Origin of the sequence: Pseudarthrobacter oxydans (assembly GCF_013314975.1) — a bacterium.
In the GTDB taxonomy this organism is placed as follows: domain Bacteria; phylum Actinomycetota; class Actinomycetes; order Actinomycetales; family Micrococcaceae; genus Arthrobacter; species Arthrobacter oxydans.
Map to the genome: position 1 here is coordinate 192,264 of NZ_JABTYH010000004.1, position 19,353 is coordinate 211,616.

Genomic DNA, 19,353 nt, shown 5'->3' on the forward strand with positions numbered 1-19,353 from the left:
CAGTACTAGGCGTGCCGGGGGCCGCTTTCCTTCGGCGTCTCTGCGCCGTGGGTGACGTCGGCGACTTCTGCCTGCACTTCCTTGACCACATCGCTGTGGCCGCCGAGCTGTTCGAGTTCGTGCGCAAGTTCGGCAAGTTCAGCGCCGCCGGCCATCTGGGCGGTGAGCTCGTCCAGGGTGATGTCTTTTTTGTCGTAGTAGCCGATGGACTTGCCACGCTTGAGCAGAAGGAACCGGTCCCCTACCGGGAAGGCATGGTGCGGGTTGTGGGTGATGAAGATGACGCCGAGTCCCCGGTCCCTTGCCTGGAGGATGTAGCGCAAAACGACGCCCGATTGCTTCACGCCGAGCGCCGCCGTCGGCTCGTCCAGGATCAGGACCTTGGCGCCGAAGTACACGGCCCGTGCAATGGCCACGCACTGGCGCTCACCGCCGGAGAGCTGGCCGATGGGCTGTTCCACGTCGCGGAGGTCGATGCCCATGTCCGCGAGTTCCTTCTTGGTAATGTCCTTCATCTTCTCGACGTCCATGCTCTTGAACGGGCCGAAACCGCTGGTCAGTTCCGAGCCGAGGAAGAAGTTACGCCAAATCGGCATCAGGGGCACCACCGCGAGGTCCTGGTACACGGTGGCAATGCCTGCATCCAAGGCATCACGGGGAGAAGAGAACTTCCGCTCCTCGCCCATGATGTTCAACACCCCTGCGTCATGCTGGTGCAGTCCCGCGATGATCTTGATCAAGGTTGACTTGCCTGCACCATTGTCGCCAAGGACGCAGGTGACCCGGCCGTTGTCCACGGCCATGGTGACGTCGCTCAGGGCGATGATATTGCCGTAATGCTTGCCCACGCCCTCAAGGGAGAGCAGGTGGACGGGGGTGTGAGTGAGGGGGTCCCGTTCGTTCTTGAGCAGCGTTTGCTGGTCGATTTTATGTGCGTTCATTTTCCGGCCCCTTACTTCAGTTCCGCGCGGCGCTTGACGATGAGGTTGACGATCGTGGCGAGAAGCAGCATCAGGCCCAGGAAGAACTTGAACCAGTCAGGGTTCCACTGCGCATAGACGATGCCCTTGTTGGCCATGCCGAAGATGAAGGCTCCAATCGCGCCGCCGATCGCAGAACCGTAGCCGCCTGTCAGGAGGCACCCGCCGATCACCGCGGCGATGATGTAGAGGAACTCGTTGCCCACCCCTTCACCGGACTGCACGGTATCGAAGGCGAAGAGGTTGTGCATCCCGAGGACCCAGCCACAGAATCCCACGCCCATAAACAGGCCGATCTTGGTGGCCTTGACCGGCACGCCGACGGCGCGGGCCGCGTTCTCGTCCCCGCCCACGGCAAAGATCCAGTTACCGACGCGGGTCCGCATCAGCACCCAGGTGGCTACGGCGACGAGAGCGATCCAGATGAAGACCGTAATTTTTACTTCGATGCCGGCGATGTTCACCGCGGAGGCGAAGACACCGCGGGCCGTATCGAAGCCATCCATGTTGGAGATTGACGGCGATGAGACGGAGCCACCGATCAAACGAGTGAGGCCCAGGTTCAGGCCGGTCAGCATCAGGAAGGTTGCGAGGGTGACGATAAAGCTTGGCAGCTTGGTCTTCATCAGGATCCAGCCGTTGATGAAGCCGATACCGAGGGACACCAGCAAAGCCAGGAGGACCCCAACCCAGACATTCGTGCTGAAGTACCAGCTGAACATTGACGCGGTCAGCGCCGATGAAATCACGGCAACACCTGTGGAAAGGTCGAACTCACCGCCGATCATCAGCAGCGACACCCCTACGGCCATGATGCCGATTGTGGAACTGCCGTAGAGAATGGTCGCCAGCGCATTGGGCTGCGTGAACGTCGGGGACACCAACGCGAAGAAGACAAAAAGGACGATTGCGCCCACCAGGGCACCGACCTCAGGCCGGCCGAGGAGCTTTTGCAGGGGATTGCGCTTGGCGACGCGCTCATCGGTCGCCGGTGATGCGATCTTGGTCTGGGTGATGGTCATGATGTTTCTCCTTGCTGGCGGGCCGGCACCGGCCGGCCCGCCAAGCGGGCTGTTAGCGGATTCCCTGTTCGGCGAACTTCAGGACTTCGGCTGCATTGGACTGGTCGACGATTGCCGGACCGGTGAGGACGGACTGTCCGCCACCGAGCTTGAAGCCGCCCCGCTTGTTCTGCCACAGCGCATCCACTGCGCCGTAGCCCTGCAGCCAAGGCTGCTGGTCCACGGTGAACAGTACGCTGCCATCAGCAACCTTCTGTGCGAGTTCCTTGTTCAGGTCGAAGCTGGCAACCTTGGCCGAGCTTCCGGCCGTAGACACTGACTTCATGAGCGTCAGCGTGATGGGTGCGCCGAGGCCGATGATGACGTCAGCATCAGCGGAAGCCTGGAGCTTTGCGGTCGCTGTCGACTCAACAGACGTCATGTCTGCACCGTTGACATACAGGATTTCGGTCCCCGGCACTTTGGCCTTCACACCGGCGCACCGGGCCTCGAGCCCTACGTGCCCCTGCGCCTGGATAACGCAAACCGGGTGCTTGTAGCCGCCCTCGGCGAGTTTGGAACCCACTGCTTCGCCCGCGAGCTTCTCATTCGAGCCGAAGTGGGTGAACGCCCCGAGCTGGGCAGAAGCCGCTTCGCCAGCGTTAAAGCTGACGATCGGGATTCCCGCATCAGAGGCCTTCTTGAGGGCACTCTTCAGCGCGTCGGGAGTGGCCAGCGTTACCGCGATTCCGTCCACCTTCTGGTCCACCGCCTGCTCGATCAGCTGCGCCTGCCGGCCGGCCTCAGGATCTGACGTGTAGAGCAGTTCGACATTGTCCTTTGCTGCAGCTTCTTCTGCGCCCTTACGGACGGTATCCCAGAAAGTGTCACCAGCGGGGGCGTGCGCAATCAGCGCTATCTTCATCCGCTCGGTGGTGGCAACCTGGCCGCCACCTCCCCCGGTCCCTGTCTCAGGGGTACGGCCGCCGCCGCTGGAACAGGCGCTCAACGCCAACATCGGCACTACCGCCGCAACCAGAGCCGCCTTACGCCAAGAAATAGTAGCCACCATAATCTCCTTTGATCCCAGGCCCCGGGCTGCCACTCTGCAGCCCCATGAGCTCTGTCTATGTAGATCATGGTGACTTGGCTCACCAATGTCAAGAGTTTGTCCTGACATTAGGATGTTTTAACGAAGCCCTGTGTTACTGGCCCGGATTTGCCGCCGGCGGAGCAGTGGTGCCGCGAATCACCAACACCGGCTCGATAAGTTTCCGGGAACCCGCCGTGGCACCATTCCCCATCCGCTCCAGCAAGGCCGCCGCTGCATCAGCGCCGACAACGTCGCTTCGGTTGTCGACGGAAGTCAGCTCCAAGTACCTGGACTTGGCCAACGTGGAGTTGTCATACCCGACCACGGAAATTTGCGATGGGACAGCCAGCCCCCGTTCCCTGATGGCCCCGAGGGCGCCAAGGGCCATGGTGTCGTTGGCGGCGAAAATAGCCGTAGTCTCCGGGTGGTGGTCCAGCAGCCAGCCTGCCGACGCATAGCCGTCCTCCTCCGACGTCCCTCCGGACTCCCCAACCACGAGTACGTCGATGCCCTCCCCCCGCAGTCGGCCAGTGAAGCCGTCCCTTCGGTGGGCGGCGGCACCTCCGGATCCCGACAGGTGTCCAATCCTGGTATGGCCGAGGCCCAACAGATGGTCGGCAGCCATGGCACCGCCGGCGTCGTCGTCATTGGTTATCAGGTCCGCCCCGGCAGGCACGCCGCTCCGCCAACCGGCTACCACGGTAGGAACACCGGCGCCGGACAGCATGGACTCACTGGGTTCCGCCGCGATGACCAGCCCGTCAATATGCATGGCAAGCAGTCCGTCGACAGCCTCACTGATGCGGTTTTCACCCGGCCTGGAATCGGCCAGCAGCACATGGTAGCCATCCTTCGTCAGCACGGATTCCATGCCGCGCAGCAGATCGACGAACCACAGGTTCCGGTAGTCGTCGATCACGAGGCCTACACTCTTCGTCCGGGTGCTGGCGAGCGCCGTGGCGGCCCGGCTGGGCCGATAGCCAAGCTCAGAGATTGCTGCCTGCACAGCTTCGCGCCGCTTCTCACTCACGCGCACAGGGTTCTGCAGGACCAAAGAAACCAGCGACGGCGAAACACCCGCCTGCTTCGCCACGTCATAGATGGTGGGTCGTCGGGTTTTCGAGCGGTCATGCGTCATCAAAAAATGCCTTTCGTCGCTGCGTCGAGAATATCCTGAGGATTGATTGACAGGACATATAGACATGGATACGCTCAAGGTCAGCGTAAAAATTGTAGCGCTACAAAATGCCGTAGGGCGTTCCCGCCGCGGCTGATTTTCAAAGGAGAAATCAATGGCTGAAAGCCTTGGCGTAGCCGTTATCGGCGCAGGCATGGCCGGAAAGGCGCACGCCGCCGCCTACCGGACGGCGTCCGCCCTGTACAGCCCGGTGCTACCCCCAGTACGACTGGTTTCCATCGGCGACGTCAACGCCGAATTCGGTTCTTTGGCCGCCCGCCGCTTCGGTTATGAGCGTAACGACACCTCGTGGCAGGCAATTGCCGAGGCCGATGACATCGATGTGGTCAGCGTGGTGATCGCCAACTCCCTCCACCGTGAAGTTGTGGAGGGCCTGCTCGCCGCGGGAAAGCACGTGCTGTGCGAAAAGCCCCTGAGCGATTCCATGGAAGACGCCCGCGCGATGGCCGATGCCGCACGCAACTCGTCCAGCATCGCGCGGATCGGCTTCACCTTCCGCCGCACGCCGGGCATCGCCTACATTCGGGACCTCATCCGGACCGGGGTGCTCGGCAACGTCCTGCACTTCAGCGGCCGTTACTGGACCGACTACGGATTCAGCCCCTCCGCTCCCATGAGCTGGCGGTACAAAGGGGGTCCGGGTTCAGGCGCGCTTGCCGACGTCGGATCCCACCTGGCCTACGTCTCCGAATTCCTCTGCGGCGACATCCAGTCCGTCTCTGGCGGGCAGCTCAGCACGGTTATCAACAAACGCCCGTTGCCGCTCGCCGCCGTGATGGGCCACGATCACGCCGCTGTCAGCGACACCTTCGAGGCTGTGGAGAACGACGACTACGCAGCATTCAATGCGGAATTCGCCACCGGCGCGGGAAGCTTCGAAGTCTCGCGCGTTGCCGCCGGCCACGCCAACAGCTTGCAGTTCGAAGTGTTCTGCGAAAACGGCGCCGCCAAGTTCGACCAGCGCCGGCCGGCCGAAATCCAGCTGTTCCTCAATGAGGGCTCCAGCAACGACAACGGCTACCGGCAGGTCATTCTCGGCCCCGGGCACCCCTACATCGCCGGAGGCCTCGCCATGGACGCCCCCGAGGTTGGCTTCGGCCAGAATGACGCGTTCGGCTACCAGGCGCGTGCTTTCCTCGAAGAAGTGGCAGGCCTCAGCGAGGCAGAGTCCCTCCCCCGGTGCGCCACCTTCGACGAGGGTGTCCGCAACATGGAGCTGCTCGGCGCTGTCACCGAGTCCGCCCTGAACGATGGAAAGAAGATCACGCTATGAAACTTGGTGTCTACAACGCCATCCTGCACGACAGGCCCCTTCCCGAGGCACTCAAAGTCATCGCCGATCTCGGCCTGACGGGCATCGAAATTAATACGGGCGGTTTCCTGCCCGCGGTTCATGTCCCCACCATGGACCAGATCCTGGAAAGCGACGCCGCGCGGGACGACTACCTGGCAATCTTCGAAGGCACGGGTGTTTCAATTGCGGGCCTGAACTGCAACGGCAACCCCCTGCACCCTAAGCGCGACATCGGTGAGAAGCATGCCGAAGACATCCGGCGTTCCATCCGACTGGCACACCGCCTGGGGCAGAACCGGGTTGTTACCATGTCCGGCCTGCCCGGGGGCGAACCGGGGGCCAGCACCGTCAACTGGGTGGTCAACGCCTGGAACTCGGCTGCGCTGGATGTGCTGGACTACCAGTGGGGCGTGGCAGCGAAGTTCTGGAAGGAAACGGACCGCCTTGCTGCTGATCACGACGTCAAGGTGGCCCTTGAACTGCACCCCCAGAACATCGTCTTCAACACCGCCGACGTCCGCAAACTCATCGAGCTCACGGGCGCAACGCACGTTGGCGTGGAACTTGATGCCTCCCATCTGTTCTGGCAGCAAATGGATCCGGTGGCCGTGGTCCGCGAGCTTGGCCCACTTGTGTTCCAGGCCGCGGCAAAGGATGTCCGCGTGAACAGGGAAAACGCCGCGCTGCACGGCGTGCTGGACAACAGTTTCCGCCGGCTTTCGCCGAACGAGAACCGCACCAACCTCGGCGGCGACGAGTGGGCCAACGAGTGGCCCAAGAACTCCGCCTGGGACTTCGTGGCCCTTGGCCGCGGGCACGACACCGCTTTTTGGACTGAGTTCCTCCGCGCTCTGCACGAGGTGGATCCGGAAATGCTGGTCAATATCGAGCATGAGGACGTGTCGTTGGGCAGGATCGAAGGACTGGAAGTTGCCGCCAAAGTGTTGAAGGACGCCGATGCAGCCCTCTCGGCTTCGTTGAACCTGACCGCCTGATAACGCGGGACACCCAAGACAGCAGGAGGGGCGGCGCACATGCGCCGCCCCTCCTGCTGTCTTTCCGTCTGCCACAGCGGGCGCCGTGACCCGAGGCGAGAGCGCTCTGCGGAACGCTGTTGTTGAGCTCCCGCACCCCCGTCAACCTGGACGGAGAAACGCCCGGCGCCGGCCGGCGTCGGGCGTTTCCCGTGGGGCGCCTGCGCTCCGCCTCCGGTGTTCACTGTTCTTAGGCGTGGATGCTGGAACGCTCCTTGAACAGGTGCTCAAGCTCCTCCAGGGACTTGTCCTTCGTTTCCGGGACCACGCGCTTGACCCAGACGATAGCGCCGAGCTGCAAGGCCACAAAGATGAGGAAGGTCGCCGACACGCCGATCCACGAGACCATCTGCGGGAAGAAGAAGCCAATGAGGAAGTTGACCATCCACAGGACAAACACACAGATACCCATAGCGACACCACGGACGTGCATCGGGAAAATCTCGGACATCGTCAGCCAGGTCACGGTGCCGATGCAGCCCTGCATGGACGCCAGGAACGTCACCATGAACAACAGAACCAGGTAGCCGCGCAGGGTGCTTTCCGGCAGGGCCAGGGAGATGACCGCGATGGCCAGCAGGGATGAGGACGTGCCGCAAAGGCCCACAATAAGCATTGGTTTACGGGGAACACGCGACATCAGGTACATCCCGACGACCACTGCAACGACGGACGTGATGCCATTGAGCACGTTGGCGATCAGGGCTCCCCGGTCGCCAAATCCTGACGAGGACAGGATGGACGTCCCGTAGTACATGATGGCGTTGACACCGCTGATCTGGTTGATGACTGCCATGCCAAGACCCACGACGAAGATCCTGCGGATCCAAGGAACGGTAAGGTCCTTCACCGTTCCGAGTTTGGACTGGTAGTCCTCGCGGGCCGCCTGCCGCACCTCGTCGAACTCCGTGGAGACGTCCCCGGCAGCCCGGGTGGAGCGCAGCACTTCCAGGACGGCACCGAACCGGCCGGCAGACGCCAGCCAGCGCGGGCTTTCCGGCAGGACCAGCATCCCGAACCACAGCACCACAGCCGGCAACGTGGCGATCACGAGCATCCAGCGCCAGATGTTCGCTTCTTCCGGGAAGGCGTTGCCCAGCACCGCGTTGAACGTGAACGCCAGGAACTGACCGGTGACGATCATCAGTTCGTTCTGCGTGACGATGCGGCCACGCTGTGCCGCCGGCGACATTTCCGCGAGGTACACGGGGACGATGACTGAGGCGCCGCCCACGGCCAGGCCCAGCAGGGTCCTGGCTGCTATCAGCAGCTCAGTGCTTGGCGAAAGGGTGCAGAAGATGGTGGCGGCAACGAAGATCAGTGCCAGCCCCATGATGGTTTTGCGCCTGCCGAACCGGTCGGACAGGCGGCCGGCGCTGATGGCGCCAAATGCGGCACCGAATAGCAGCGTTGAGGTGACCAGCCCCTCTGTCAGCGGTGTCAGGCCAAGGTCCCGCTGCATGAACGGCAGTGCCCCGTTGATGACCCCGGTATCGTAGCCAAACAGCAGGCCGCCGAACGTGGAGAACAGGGCCACCTTCCGCATGAACTTCTTCGGATCGGAGGGCCGGGACGGTGCGGGGGCCTTACCGGCGTCCGGCGTTCCCGCCGCATCGGCCGCTGCCAGGGTTGCTTTGCTGAGTTCCATCGGCGCCTCCCCTACTTGGTTGCGGCGATGTAGTTCTGCATGGTCTCCAGTTGGTACCGGGAGACGTCCTCGGCCTTCTCATCCTCGGCAAACACGCTGGAGACCATCACTGTGTTGTCCTTGTCCAGGAAGCCGATTTCCTTGAGGCCGCCGAAGAACTCGTCCCAGTTCACGTCGCCGTCGCCGATCTTCAGATGCTGGTGCACGCGCACGGCATTGCCCGGCGGATTCGTGATGTAGCGCAGGCCGTGGGAGGCATGGTGGTCCATCGAGTCGGACACATGGACCAGGCGGAGCTTGTCCCCTGCTGTCCGCATGATTTCCAGCGCCTTGTTGCCCATGTGGAAGCTGTGCGAGGCGACGTAGACCATGCCGATGTTGGGAGAGTTGACGCCACGGATGACCCGGATGGCGGCCAGGCCGTCTTCAACGAAGTCGTCCGGGTGCGGATCAATCAGGACATCGAGTCCTTCGCGTTCAATGATCGGCAGCAGTTCCTCCATGGAGCGGTAGAACGCCCGCTCGGACTCTTCAGCCTTCTCGGGGCGGCCGCTGAACTCGGTGTTCATTGTGCCGACGCCAAGATCCACGGTGATCTGGATGGCGCGCTTCCAGTAGCGGACAGCTGCTTCGCGAGCATCCTCGTCCGGGCCGGACCAGCGCAACACGGGAAGGACGGAAGCGATTTCCACGCCGGCATCCTTGCACGCCTTGTTCATTTTGGTGACGAGTTCGTCATCCGCCTTTGGATGGTTGTAGAAGGGGATCATGTCTGCATGCGGCGTCAGCTGCAGGTACTTGTAACCCAGATCTGCAGCCACGCGGGGAAACTCCAGCAGACTGTGGCTGTGGTGGAACGGGGTGGGGTCAAGCGCGATTTTCACGAGGAACACTCCATTGTGGATCAGTCAGGAGGAGTTTTTGTCCGGATACGCAGGGTTGGAAGGCCCGGAAGTCGGCATATCTGGACAAAAACTCCGCGGGTCAGCGGTAAAGGTCCGGCTTGGCGGCGAGCTTCACGGCCACCTTCTCGCCGCTCTTCTGGGCTTCGACGCCGGCCTCGCAGCAGGCCGCGGTGGCGTAGCCGTCCCACGCGGTGGGACCGCCGATTTCGCCCTTCAGTGCAGCGTCCACCCAGGACTGGATTTCGACGTCGTACGCCGCGCCGAAGCGCTCTTCGAACCCGGGGGTGACGTTGCCGCCCCAGCGGCCGGCGCTGCGGGTGTAAAGGCCCTTGTCGCCGCCGATGTTGACGATGCCCTCTTCGAAGGAGGCCTGGGTGGCCACTTCGTAGCCGAACTTGGCGTTGACATAGATTTCGACGTCGGCCAGGACGCCTGATTCCGTCTCCAACAGGACGTGCTGGGGATCGTGCTGGCCGGCCGGGGCGTTCTTGGTGGCCTTCCCCATGCGGACCTGGACGCTGGTGATTTCCTCTCCGGTGAAGAACCGGATGGCATCGAACTCGTGGACCACGGAATCGTTGATCAGCATCTCGTTGGTGAAGCCCGGCGGCGTGGTGGGGTTGCGGTGCTGGTGGTGCAGCATCAGCAGTTCGCCCAGCTCGTGGTTGCCGATGATCTGGCCCAGGGCAGCGTATTCGGCGTCGAAGCGGCGCATGAAGCCCACCTGGATGCGCTTGTGCCCCAGCGCAACCTCAGCCTCCACGATCTTCCAGGAGGACTCGGCATCGGGGGTCAGCGGCTTCTCGCACAGGATCGGGATGTCCTTGGCGATGGCCTTCAGCAGGATGTCCTCGTGCAGGAAGCCCGGCGTGGCGATGAGTACTGCGTTGACGTCGCCGTTGTTGAGGGCTTCCTCGGCGTCGGCAAGGGCCACGGCGCCCGGAATGCCTTCAACTGCCGCCTGTGCGCGGGCCAGGTCAACGTCCACGACGGCGGCAACCTCGGCTCCGTGGATTCGGGTGTTAAGGCGCTGGATGTGGTCGGCGCCCATGCGCCCGGCGCCGATGACGGCGACGCGGAGTGCTTCAGTCATTGTTTTCGTTCCTCCAGGGGTCTTAGCGGATGCTGCAGTGTGGTTGTCAGTTGACAGTGGTTCGGGAACCACAGGACAGCAGGTAGTTGCGGGTGCGCTTGGCAATGGGCATGGGCACATCGAAGGCTACCGGGTACATGTCCTGCTCCACGATGCCGAAGATGGGCCGGTTGAGGGCCTCCACCGCTTCGATGACGGCGCGCAGGTCGGGAAGCCCGTTCGGCGGCTCGGTCATGACGCCGGCCAGGTTGGCGGCGGCCCAGGTCATGTTTTCCTCGTTGACCCTTTTGAGGATCTCCGGGTTGATCTGCTTCAAATGCAGGTAGCCGATCCTGTCCGGGTAGTTCTTGATCAGCTCGAGGCTGGAGGCACCGCAGTATTCGGCGTGGCCCGTGTCCAGGCACAGGTTCAGGTACTTCGGGTCCGTGGCGGCCAGGAGGGTTTCGATGTCTTCCTGCTCCCCGACGTGGGAGTCAGCGTGGGAATGGAACTGCTGCTTGAGCCCGAAATCCTCCAGCAGGGTCTTCCCCAGTCGGTTGTGGCCGGCGAAAAGGTCGCTCCACGCCTTGTCGGTCAGGGTGCCGCTCTCCACCGCCTCGCCGGTAACGTCATCGCGCCACATGGCCGGGATGACCACGATGTGCTCGCCGCCCATGGCGGCCGTTAGTTCGGCGACTTTGCGCGCCGGTTCCCAGGCGGATTCCCACTGGTCCAGTCCGCGGTGGAAGGCGGTGAACACCGTGCCTGCAGTGACCTGGAGGTCGCGCTGCTTCAGTTCTTCCGCCAGCCGCGTGGGATCGGTGGGCAGGTAGCCGTAGGGGCCCAGCTCAATCCACTTGTAACCGGACTCGGCAACCTCATCGAGGAACCTTTCCCAGGGCGTCTGCTTGGGGTCATCCGCGAACCAGACACCCCAGGAGTCCGGCGCCGTGCCGATGATCAGCTTGTTCTCAGTCATGACAGCGTTGTCTTTCTCTGGCTAGTTGGAGGGGAAGTTGTAGGAGGCGCCGGAGGCGTGGGTGGGTTCGGGCCAGCGGGAGGTGATGACTTTGCCGCGGGTGTAGAAGGAGACGCCTTCGGGGCCGTAGATGTGCTTGTCGCCGAAGAGCGATGCCTTCCAGCCGCCGAAGGAGTGGTAGGCCACCGGGACGGGCAGGGGCACGTTGATCCCGATCATGCCGACCGTGACGGAGCGCTGGAATTTCCGGGCGTGGGCGCCGGAGGAGGTGAAGATCGCAGTTCCGTTGCCGTACGGGTTGGCGTTGATCAGCCTGATGCCGTCCTCGAGGGTGTCGACGCGGACCACCACAAGCACGGGGCCGAAGATTTCCTCGGTGTAGGCGGTCATTTCGGTCTTGACGTGGTCGATCACGGTGGGGCCCACCCAGAAGCCGTCTTCGTGGCCGGGGACCACGAGGTCGCGGCCGTCGACCACCATGGCGGCGCCGGCTGCTTCGGCTTCGGTGACGATCCGTACGATGCGTTCCTTGGAGGCCGGGGTGATGACCGGGCCCATTTCGGCGTCGGGGGCGGTGCCGTTGTTGACCTTGACGGCCAGGGCGCGTTCTTCGACTTTCTTGACGATCAGGTCCGCGGCGTCCCCGACGGCGACGGCGACGGAGATGGCCATGCAGCGTTCCCCGGCGGAGCCGAAGGCGGCGGCCGCGAGGTGGTCGGCGGCGTTGTCCAGGTCAGCGTCGGGCATCACGATGGCGTGGTTCTTCGCCCCACCCAGGGCCTGGACGCGCTTGCCGTGCTTGGTGGCGGTCTCGTGCACGTACTGGGCGATCGGGGTGGAGCCGACGAAGGAGATGCCGTCCACGTCCGGGTGGGTCAGGAGACCGTCCACGGTTTCCTTGTCGCCGTGCAGGACCTGGAACACGCCGTCGGGCAGGCCGGCCTGCTTCCAGAGTTTGGCCAGGAGCATGGAGGCGGAGGGGTCGCGTTCGGAGGGCTTGAGGATGAAGGCGTTGCCGGTGGCGATGGCCATCGGTGCCATCCAGAGCGGGACCATCACCGGGAAGTTGAACGGGGTGATACCGGCGACCACACCGAGGGGTTCGCGGAAGTTGAAGACGTCGATCCCCGTGGACACCTGGTCCGAGTAGTCGCCCTTGAGCAGGGTGGGGATGCCGCAGGCGTACTCTATGACTTCCAGGCCGCGGCCGATTTCACCCTTGGCATCTGAGAGGACCTTGCCGTGTTCGGCGGTGACCAGCTGGGCGAGTTCCTCGACGTGGGAGGCGACGAGTTCGCGGAATTTGAACAGCACGGCGGTGCGCTTGGCCAGGGAGATGTCGCCCCAGGTGTCGGCGGCCTTGCGGGCAGCGGCGACGGTGGCGTCCAGGTCTGCCCGGTTGGCCAGCCGCAGCTGTGCGGACACGGCGCCGGTGGCCGGGTTGTAGACGTTCGTGGTGCGGTCACCCTCGCCGGCGCTTTCGGCGCCGTTGATGAAGTGGTTGATGGTGGAGGTCTCGGTTGTAACAGTCATGGGGCTCTTCCTTGAGTTGAAAGCGTTCGGTGTCGACGAGGGAATCAGCCGAGCAGCTTGCGCTGGCGGGCTTTGTGGCTGGTGTAGGCCTGGTAGGCCTGCTGGGTGGAGCCGAGCTCCGAAACCTGGGAGACGGGGACGTCCCACCAGGATTCGGAGGACGGCGCGTCCAGCAGCGGGTCTGATTCGACGTGGATCAGGATGGGGCCGCCGCGTTCGGGCGCTGCCTTGGCGTCGCGGATGGCCTGCTCGAGTTCGGCAATGACCTTCTCGCCCGGTTCCACCCGGATGACCTTCACGCCCAGGGATTCCGCGTTCAGGGCCAGGTCCACGGGCAGGGTGTCGCCTTCGTCGAAGCTGTGCTGTTCCTCGTTCAGCGCGCGGTACTGGGTGCCGAACCGCTGCGAGCCCAGGGATTCGGAGAGGGATCCGATGGAGGCGTAGCCGTGGTTCTGGATCAGGACCACGATCAGCTTGATCCGTTCGGCGACGGCGGTGACCAGTTCGGTGTGCATCATCAGGTAGGAGCCGTCCCCCACCATGACGACGACGTCGCGCTGGGTTCCGCCGTTGGTGGCTTCAGCCAGCGCCGCGCGCTTGACTCCGAGGCCGCCCGGAATCTCGTAGCCCATGCAGGAATATGCGTATTCCACGTGGTAGCCGAACGGGTCACGGACCCGCCACATCTTGTGCAGGTCTCCGGGGAGCGAACCCGCCGCGCAAATAACGACGTCGGCCGGGTCCATGGCACGGGACGTGGCACCGATGATCTCGTTCTGGGCAGGCAACGGCGTGGAGCGGGTGTCGAAGGCTTCGTCCACGGTGGCGTCCCAGCGCTTCTTCTCCGCCGCGATCTTCTGCTCGAGGTCCGCTCCGACGCGGTAGCCGCCCAGTGCCTGGTTCAGTTTGACCAGGGCCTTGCGGGCGTCCGCCACGATCGGCAGCGCGGTGCCGTGCTTGTAGGCATCGATCGCAGCGACGTTGATGTTGATGAACTTCACGTCCGGGTTCTGGAACGCGGTCCGGGAGGCGGTGGTGAAGTCCTCGTAGCGCGTGCCGATGCCAATGATCAGGTCCGCTTCGGCGGCGATGGCGTTGGCCGCCGTCGTGCCCGTGGAGCCAATGGCGCCAAGGGAGTACTTGTGGTCCCACGGCAGGACGCCGACGCCCGCCTGGGTGTTGCCCGCCGGGATTCCGGTCAGCTCCACGAACTTCGCGAGTTCCTCGTTGGCGTAGGCGTAGAGGACGCCGCCGCCGGCGATGATCAGCGGCCGCTTCGCAGAGCGGATGGCCGCGGCAGCGCGGGCGATGTCGTCGTCGTCCGCGTCCGGGCGGCGGATCCGCCACTCCCGCTCGGCCAGGAACTCCTCGGGCACATCAAACGCCTCGGCCTGGACGTCCTGGGGCAGGGAGATGGTCACGGCGCCGGTCTCCGCCGGATCCGTCAGGACACGGAGGCCGTGGTGGAACGCGGAGAACAGCTGCTCCGGGCGGGAAACACGGTCGAAGAACCTGGACAGTGGCCGGAAGGCGTCATTAACGGTGATGTCGTAGGCGTAGGGCTGTTCGAGCTGCTGCAGCACCGGGTCCGCGGCGCGGGTGGCAAAGGTGTCGCTGGGCAGCAGCAGCACCGGCAGCCGGTTCGTCGTGGCCAGAGCGGCGCCGGTCAGCAGGTTGGAGGACCCCGGGCCGATCGAGGTGCTGATGGCGAAGGTCTGGCGGCGGCGGGTATGCCTGGCATACCCCACGGCCTGGTGCGCCTGGGCCTGCTCGTTCCGGCCCTGGTAGTACGGCATGATGGCCGGGTCCAGCTGCTGGTACTGCTTCAGGGCCTGGCCCACGCCGGCCACGTTCCCGTGCCCAAAGATGCCGAATGTTCCCGGAATCAGCCGCTCACGGTACTCAACCCCGCCAATGGAGTCCACCGTGTACTGCTTTGAAAGGTATTCCACCACGGCCTGGGCGACCGTCATTCTGCGGGTGGCAGTTCCTGATGTTGTTCCCATGGGGAGGCTACTCCGATACTTCTTCGGTTCGGTTTGGGGTGGTGTGGTTCAGCAGTGAGGCGGCCGTGGCCACGGCACCGGCAACATCGCCGTCGGCCGGGTACAGGAGCGTCCGGCCAACAGTGAGGCCCTGCACTCCCGGCAACGCAAGGGCTGCCTGCCAGCTGGCGAAAACCTCGTCCTGGCTGCTGTCCGGATCCCCGCCCAGCAGGACGGTGGGCATGGTGGTGGCCGCCATGACCCGCTCCATGTCCGCCACGACGGGAAGCTTCATCCAGGTGTAGGCGCTGGTGGATCCCAGGCCCTCGGCGATGGCGATGGACTTGATGACGGCGTCCGTGGACAGGTCATTCCGTACGCGGCCGTTGTCCCGGACCGAAAGGAAGGGCTCCACCATGGCAATGAGCTTGCGCTCGGCAAGGGAGTCGATGGCCTTGGCAGTAGCCTCCAAGGTTGCCACCGTGTCCGGGTCCCCCAGGCAGATGCGGGTCAGCATCTTTCCGCCGTCGGCACCCAGCGCTTCCAGGGCGGCTGCCGTGTGGCCGGTGAAGCGGTCATCGATTTCATTGACCAGGCCGGCGAGTCCGCCGCGGTTCATTGAGCCGAAAACCAGTTTTCCTTCCAGCGCACCCAGCAGGAGCAGGTCATCCATGATGTCCGGCGACGCAAGCACGCCATCCACGTCCGGATTTGCCAGGGCAATCTGGAGCCGGTCCAGCAATCGGCGGCGGTCTGCCATCGCCACAGGGTCACTGCCCACGGCCAGGGCGCCGCGGGCAGGGTGGTCGGCGGCGACGATGAAGTTCTGCCTGCCGTACTTCAGCCCAGGGTGGCGGCGCCGTGCCTTCGCTGCCCGGGCAACAGCGTCCGGGTCCTCGAGCCGGATGGTGCTCAGGTGGGCATAGCGGCGCGGGTCGTCGTCCAGCGCATTGTTCGAGGCCAGTGGTGTAAGGGTCACAGTGCTGCTCCTTCGGTGGCAAACTGGCCAGGCAACAGGCGGCCGCGTTCCGCGAGCAGCGAGGTGACCTCATCCGGCGTCGGCATGGCATCCGCGCAGGAAAGGCGGGAGGCGACGATCGCGCCGGCGGCATTGGCGTAGTCCAGAACCTGGGCCAGCGGCCAGCCGGACAGCAGTCCGTGGCAGAAGGCACCGCCGAAGGAATCGCCGGCTCCCAGGCCGTTGACGGTTTGCACCGGCACGGGGGCGGAGACTACGCGTTCCGTGCGGGTTTTCGCCATGACGCCTTCGGGCCCAAGCTTGACGACGGCGATCTCGACTCCGGCGGCCAGCAGGCGGTCCGCCTGCTCATCGGGGGTTCCCTCCCCTACCGCCACGGCGCATTCCTTGTCGTTGCCGATGGCGACGGTGACGTGCGGCAGGATCTTGGCCACCTCAGCCCGCGCTTCCCCTTCAGATGCCCAGAACATGGGCCGGTAGTCGAGATCCAGGATGGTGAACTGGCCTTCCTTCAACCCGGTCCGGGGACGTGCCTCGTGTGCCTTGATGTGGGCTGTTCGGCTGGGTTCCTGGCACAGCCCGGTAACAGTGGACCAGAAGATGCCCGCCTCGCGGATGGCCTCCAGGTCAAGTTCGTCGGCCCTGATCTGCAGGTCCGGGGCGGTAGGAAAGCGCCCATAGAAGTAGAGCGGGAACTCGTCCGTGGCCGGCTTGATCGCACAAAACGTCACCGCCGTTGGCCATTCCTTGACCGGGGTGACATACGTGTCGTCAACGCTGAACTTCTTCAGTTCCCGGTGGAGGTACGTGCCGAAAGCGTCGTCACCGGTGCGGGTAATCACGCCTGTCCGGCGGCCATGCCGGGCGGCTGCTACGGCAACGTTCGACGGTGACCCGCCGAGGTACTTGCCGAAGGACGTCACGTCCTCCAGGTCCACCCCGATGTCGTTCGGGTAGATATCAACGCTGATGCGCCCGATCGTGAGCAGTTCGTGGGTCACGGTATCGCGGACCTTTCTAATGTGGACTCTGTCCTCAACAGCTAGAGCTCCAGTGACTGGCTGGCCCCTCCATGAGCGGGGTCACATCCACTACTTTGCCCTAGAATTAATGTCCTGTCAAAGGTTTGTACTGACATGTTTACAACGTGCCATAAGGCCTGTTTTGCCGCGCATTGCGGCCTTTCATCGCCTGAACGACGCCCTACTTCCGGGGCACGGCCAGCTCGCCGGTGACGTACTGGGCGCGGCCAAAGCCGAATGACCAGTCGCCGGCCGTGTTCTCCACGTAGCCGATGAAAACATCCTCCCCGGCAATGCCCGCCTCAGCGAGCTTCCCGGCCACGGCAGCGAAGAGGCGCTGCTTTGCATCCTGGGACCGGCCGCCCTGGGTGAAGATCTGGATCATCACAACCCCCTTGGTCCGCTCAAAGCCAAGACCGGCATCCTGCGCAAAAATCTGCCCCTCCGGGTGCTCGGTGAGGATGTGGAAGTAGTCGCGCTCCGGAATGCCATACTCGGCAAGGATCGCGTCATGGATCCCGCGGCTCAGTTTCTGAAGGTCCCCCCGGTTGCGGCCCTGGTTTACATCGATACGAACGAGTGGCATTGTCTCTCCTTTAAGTTTGTACTGACATACTAACAAAGTTATTGGAACGGCGGCAAGACTTTCGAGCATCTTGTGCAACAGAAGCAGACGGAATATTCTTAGACAACCAGTTGGTTGATAAAATATGTGGTTGAATACGAAAGGTTCTGATGGGCTCCGAAAGCGCAGCCTTGGACTCGGCGTTTATGGCCCTGGCCGATCCCGTGCGGCGGAGCATCATCGCCCGGCTCAGCCGGGGACCGGCCACCGTGAATGAATTGGCGGAACCCTTCGAGATCTCCAAACAGGCTGTCTCGAAGCACATCCAGGTACTCGAGCAGGCGGAACTGGTCACCCGCACCAGGGAAGCACAGCGGCGGCCCGTGCACCTGAATCCCGCGCGGCTTGAGGCACTCACCGCATGGATCGACCAGTACAGGTTGGTCCGCGAGGGGCAGTTCCGCAGCCTCGATGCCGTGCTGATCTCGAACGCTGCACCCGGCAGCGGCCCAGATACAAAGGAGTCATCGTGAGCAATTCTTTGAAGCTCAGCGTTCCTGAGGGAGTCCCCTTCATCGACTACGAGCGTGAGTTCGATTTTCCTGTCGCTGATCTGTTCCGGGCCCACAAGGAGCCGGACCTTCTCGTCCAGTGGTTGGGTCCGCGTGGTTACAAGATGGACATCGACCACTACGACTTCCGGACCGGCGGCAGTTACAGCTACCTGCACACCGGGCCGGAAGGAGTGCCCTATGAGTTCAAAGGCATCTTCCACACGGTCCGCGAGAACGATTTCGCCATCCAGACTTTCGAGTTCGGCGGGTATCCGGACGTCGTCAGCCTGGAGTTCATGACGTTCGAGGACCTGGGCAATGGCCGGTGCCGCCTCCGCGGACATTCGGTCTATCCCACGCAGGAGGCCCGCGACGGCATGGCGCAGTCCGGAATGGAAGGCGGCATGAGCGAGGGCTATGAGCGGCTGGACGAACTCCTCAGCGGCGCCAAGGTCTGACAGGCAAAAAGTACGACGACGGGAGGTCACCTTTCGCTTGGAAAGGTGACCTCCCGTCGTCGTACGTTAAACAGCAACGCGGGGTCACTCTGCGCCCAATCCAGGGGATGGATCGGGCCGGGAGTGACCCCGCGTTGGTTCTTACTGGAACTAGAGCGCTGCGTAGACTTCGCGCAGCAGCTTGGCGGTCTCGGACGGCGTCTTGCCGACCTTCACGCCTGCGGCCTCCAGAGCTTCCTTCTTGGCCTGGGCGGTTCCGGCGGAACCGGAGACGATGGCGCCGGCGTGGCCCATGGTCTTGCCTTCGGGAGCGGTGAAGCCTGCCACGTAGCCGACAACCGGCTTGGTGACGTTGGCCTTGATGAAGTCGGCAGCGCGCTCTTCAGCGTCACCGCCGATTTCGCCGATCATGACGATCGCCTTGGTCTCGGGGTCGGCCTCGAACGCGGCGAGGGCGTCGATGTGGGTGGTGCCGATGATGGGGTCGCCGCCGATGCCGATGGCGGTGGAGAAGCCCAGGTCGCGCAGTTCGTACATCATCTGGTAGGTCAGGGTGCCCGACTTGGAGACCAGGCCGATGGGGCCCTTGCCGGTGATGTTGGCCGGGGTAATGCCAACCAGCGCCTCACCGGGGGTGATGATGCCGGGGCAGTTCGGTCCGATGATGCGGGTGACCTGGTTGCCGTCGGCGTCCACCTTGGACTGGGCCAGTGCCCAGAACTCGGCCGAGTCCTGGACCGGCACACCTTCGGTGATGACAACGACCAGGCCGATGCCGGCCTCGATGGCTTCAACAACGGCGCTCTTGGTGAATGCCGGCGGCACGAAGACGATGGAGACGTCCGCGCCGGTTTCCGCCATGGCTTCCTTGACGGTGCCGAAGACAGTGATTTCCTTATCGCCGTGCAGGACCGTGGTGCCGGCCTTGCGGGCGTTGACGCCGCCAACGATGTTGGTGCCGGCCTTGAGCATCAGGGCGGTGTGCTTGGTGCCTTCGCCGCCGGTGATGCCCTGGACGATGACCTTGGAGTCCTTGTTCAGATAGATAGACAT

General features: G+C 63.6%; 18 protein-coding genes. 4 read left to right on the top strand and 14 right to left on the bottom strand.

Annotation, left to right across the window (positions count from 1 at the left end; all coding sequences use genetic code 11):
* Window positions 1-5 precede the first annotated feature (5 nt).
* The 4 genes from HTS88_RS04720 to HTS88_RS04735 all read right to left on the bottom strand — a co-directional run bounded on the left by HTS88_RS04720 (window position 6) and on the right by HTS88_RS04735 (window position 4,212).
* The gene (locus tag HTS88_RS04720; protein WP_174175977.1) at window positions 6-941 is read right to left on the bottom strand and encodes an ATP-binding cassette domain-containing protein; all 936 of its coding nucleotides are present in this window, start codon (window positions 939-941) and stop codon (window positions 6-8) included.
* Between the two features lie 11 nt (window positions 942-952).
* A complete protein-coding gene (locus HTS88_RS04725; protein ID WP_174175979.1) occupies window positions 953-2,002 on the bottom strand; it encodes an ABC transporter permease in 1,050 nt (349 codons plus the stop codon).
* A 52-nt stretch (window positions 2,003-2,054) separates the two neighbouring features.
* On the bottom strand, window positions 2,055-3,053 hold the full coding sequence (locus HTS88_RS04730) for a substrate-binding domain-containing protein (RefSeq protein ID WP_174175981.1): 999 nt from the start codon (window positions 3,051-3,053) through the stop codon (window positions 2,055-2,057).
* Window positions 3,054-3,186: 133 nt separating this feature from the next.
* The gene (locus HTS88_RS04735; RefSeq protein ID WP_174175983.1) at window positions 3,187-4,212 is read right to left on the bottom strand and encodes a LacI family DNA-binding transcriptional regulator; all 1,026 of its coding nucleotides are present in this window, start codon (window positions 4,210-4,212) and stop codon (window positions 3,187-3,189) included.
* A 154-nt stretch (window positions 4,213-4,366) separates the two neighbouring features.
* Here HTS88_RS04735 and HTS88_RS04740 point away from each other — a divergent pair, with 154 nt between their 5' ends.
* Together HTS88_RS04740 and HTS88_RS04745 are read left to right on the top strand one after the other, a co-directional pair.
* On the top strand, window positions 4,367-5,545 hold the full coding sequence (locus HTS88_RS04740; protein ID WP_174175985.1) for a Gfo/Idh/MocA family protein: 1,179 nt from the start codon (window positions 4,367-4,369) through the stop codon (window positions 5,543-5,545).
* Window positions 5,542-6,561 carry a sugar phosphate isomerase/epimerase family protein gene (locus HTS88_RS04745; protein WP_174175987.1) on the top strand — a complete coding sequence of 340 codons (1,020 nt, stop codon included), beginning with the start codon at window positions 5,542-5,544 and terminating at the stop codon, window positions 6,559-6,561. The genes HTS88_RS04740 and HTS88_RS04745 overlap by 4 nt, the downstream gene beginning before the upstream one ends.
* Before the next feature lie 229 nt (window positions 6,562-6,790).
* On the opposite strand, the gene HTS88_RS04750 is transcribed toward HTS88_RS04745, so the two are convergent.
* The 9 genes from HTS88_RS04750 to HTS88_RS04790 all read right to left on the bottom strand — a co-directional run bounded on the left by HTS88_RS04750 (window position 6,791) and on the right by HTS88_RS04790 (window position 17,309).
* Window positions 6,791-8,248: a sugar porter family MFS transporter gene (locus tag HTS88_RS04750; RefSeq protein ID WP_174175989.1), complete on the bottom strand. Its 1,458-nt coding sequence runs from the start codon at window positions 8,246-8,248 to the stop codon at window positions 6,791-6,793.
* 11 nt (window positions 8,249-8,259) lie between these two features.
* Entirely contained in the window at window positions 8,260-9,132 is an 873-nt protein-coding gene (locus HTS88_RS04755; RefSeq protein ID WP_174175991.1) for a sugar phosphate isomerase/epimerase family protein, read from the bottom strand.
* A 100-nt stretch (window positions 9,133-9,232) separates the two neighbouring features.
* Window positions 9,233-10,246, bottom strand: coding sequence for a Gfo/Idh/MocA family protein (locus HTS88_RS04760; RefSeq protein ID WP_174175993.1), 1,014 nt, complete (start codon window positions 10,244-10,246; stop codon window positions 9,233-9,235).
* Window positions 10,247-10,292: 46 nt separating this feature from the next.
* Window positions 10,293-11,204 carry a sugar phosphate isomerase/epimerase family protein gene (locus tag HTS88_RS04765; protein WP_174175995.1) on the bottom strand — a complete coding sequence of 304 codons (912 nt, stop codon included), beginning with the start codon at window positions 11,202-11,204 and terminating at the stop codon, window positions 10,293-10,295.
* Window positions 11,205-11,225: 21 nt separating this feature from the next.
* Window positions 11,226-12,737 carry a CoA-acylating methylmalonate-semialdehyde dehydrogenase gene (locus tag HTS88_RS04770; RefSeq protein WP_174175998.1) on the bottom strand — a complete coding sequence of 504 codons (1,512 nt, stop codon included), beginning with the start codon at window positions 12,735-12,737 and terminating at the stop codon, window positions 11,226-11,228.
* A 44-nt stretch (window positions 12,738-12,781) separates the two neighbouring features.
* Window positions 12,782-14,710: a 3D-(3,5/4)-trihydroxycyclohexane-1,2-dione acylhydrolase (decyclizing) gene (gene iolD, locus HTS88_RS04775; protein ID WP_174176057.1), complete on the bottom strand. Its 1,929-nt coding sequence runs from the start codon at window positions 14,708-14,710 to the stop codon at window positions 12,782-12,784.
* Between the two features lie 40 nt (window positions 14,711-14,750).
* Window positions 14,751-15,701, bottom strand: coding sequence for a Cgl0159 family (beta/alpha)8-fold protein (locus HTS88_RS04780; RefSeq protein ID WP_174176001.1), 951 nt, complete (start codon window positions 15,699-15,701; stop codon window positions 14,751-14,753).
* Window positions 15,698-16,702, bottom strand: coding sequence for a 5-dehydro-2-deoxygluconokinase (gene iolC, locus HTS88_RS04785; protein WP_174176003.1), 1,005 nt, complete (start codon window positions 16,700-16,702; stop codon window positions 15,698-15,700). The genes HTS88_RS04780 and iolC overlap by 4 nt, the downstream gene beginning before the upstream one ends.
* A 202-nt stretch (window positions 16,703-16,904) precedes the next feature.
* Window positions 16,905-17,309, bottom strand: a complete 405-nt coding sequence (locus tag HTS88_RS04790; RefSeq protein WP_174176005.1) for a tautomerase family protein — start codon at window positions 17,307-17,309, stop codon at window positions 16,905-16,907.
* Window positions 17,310-17,458: 149 nt separating this feature from the next.
* Here HTS88_RS04790 and HTS88_RS04795 point away from each other — a divergent pair, with 149 nt between their 5' ends.
* The gene (locus HTS88_RS04795; RefSeq protein WP_174176007.1) at window positions 17,459-17,821 is read left to right on the top strand and encodes an ArsR/SmtB family transcription factor; all 363 of its coding nucleotides are present in this window, start codon (window positions 17,459-17,461) and stop codon (window positions 17,819-17,821) included.
* A complete protein-coding gene (locus HTS88_RS04800; RefSeq protein WP_174176009.1) occupies window positions 17,818-18,300 on the top strand; it encodes an SRPBCC family protein in 483 nt (160 codons plus the stop codon). The genes HTS88_RS04795 and HTS88_RS04800 overlap by 4 nt, the downstream gene beginning before the upstream one ends.
* 150 nt (window positions 18,301-18,450) lie before the next feature.
* Here HTS88_RS04800 and sucD read toward each other — a convergent pair whose 3' ends face one another.
* A complete protein-coding gene (gene sucD / locus HTS88_RS04805; protein ID WP_157239019.1) occupies window positions 18,451-19,353 on the bottom strand; it encodes a succinate--CoA ligase subunit alpha in 903 nt (300 codons plus the stop codon).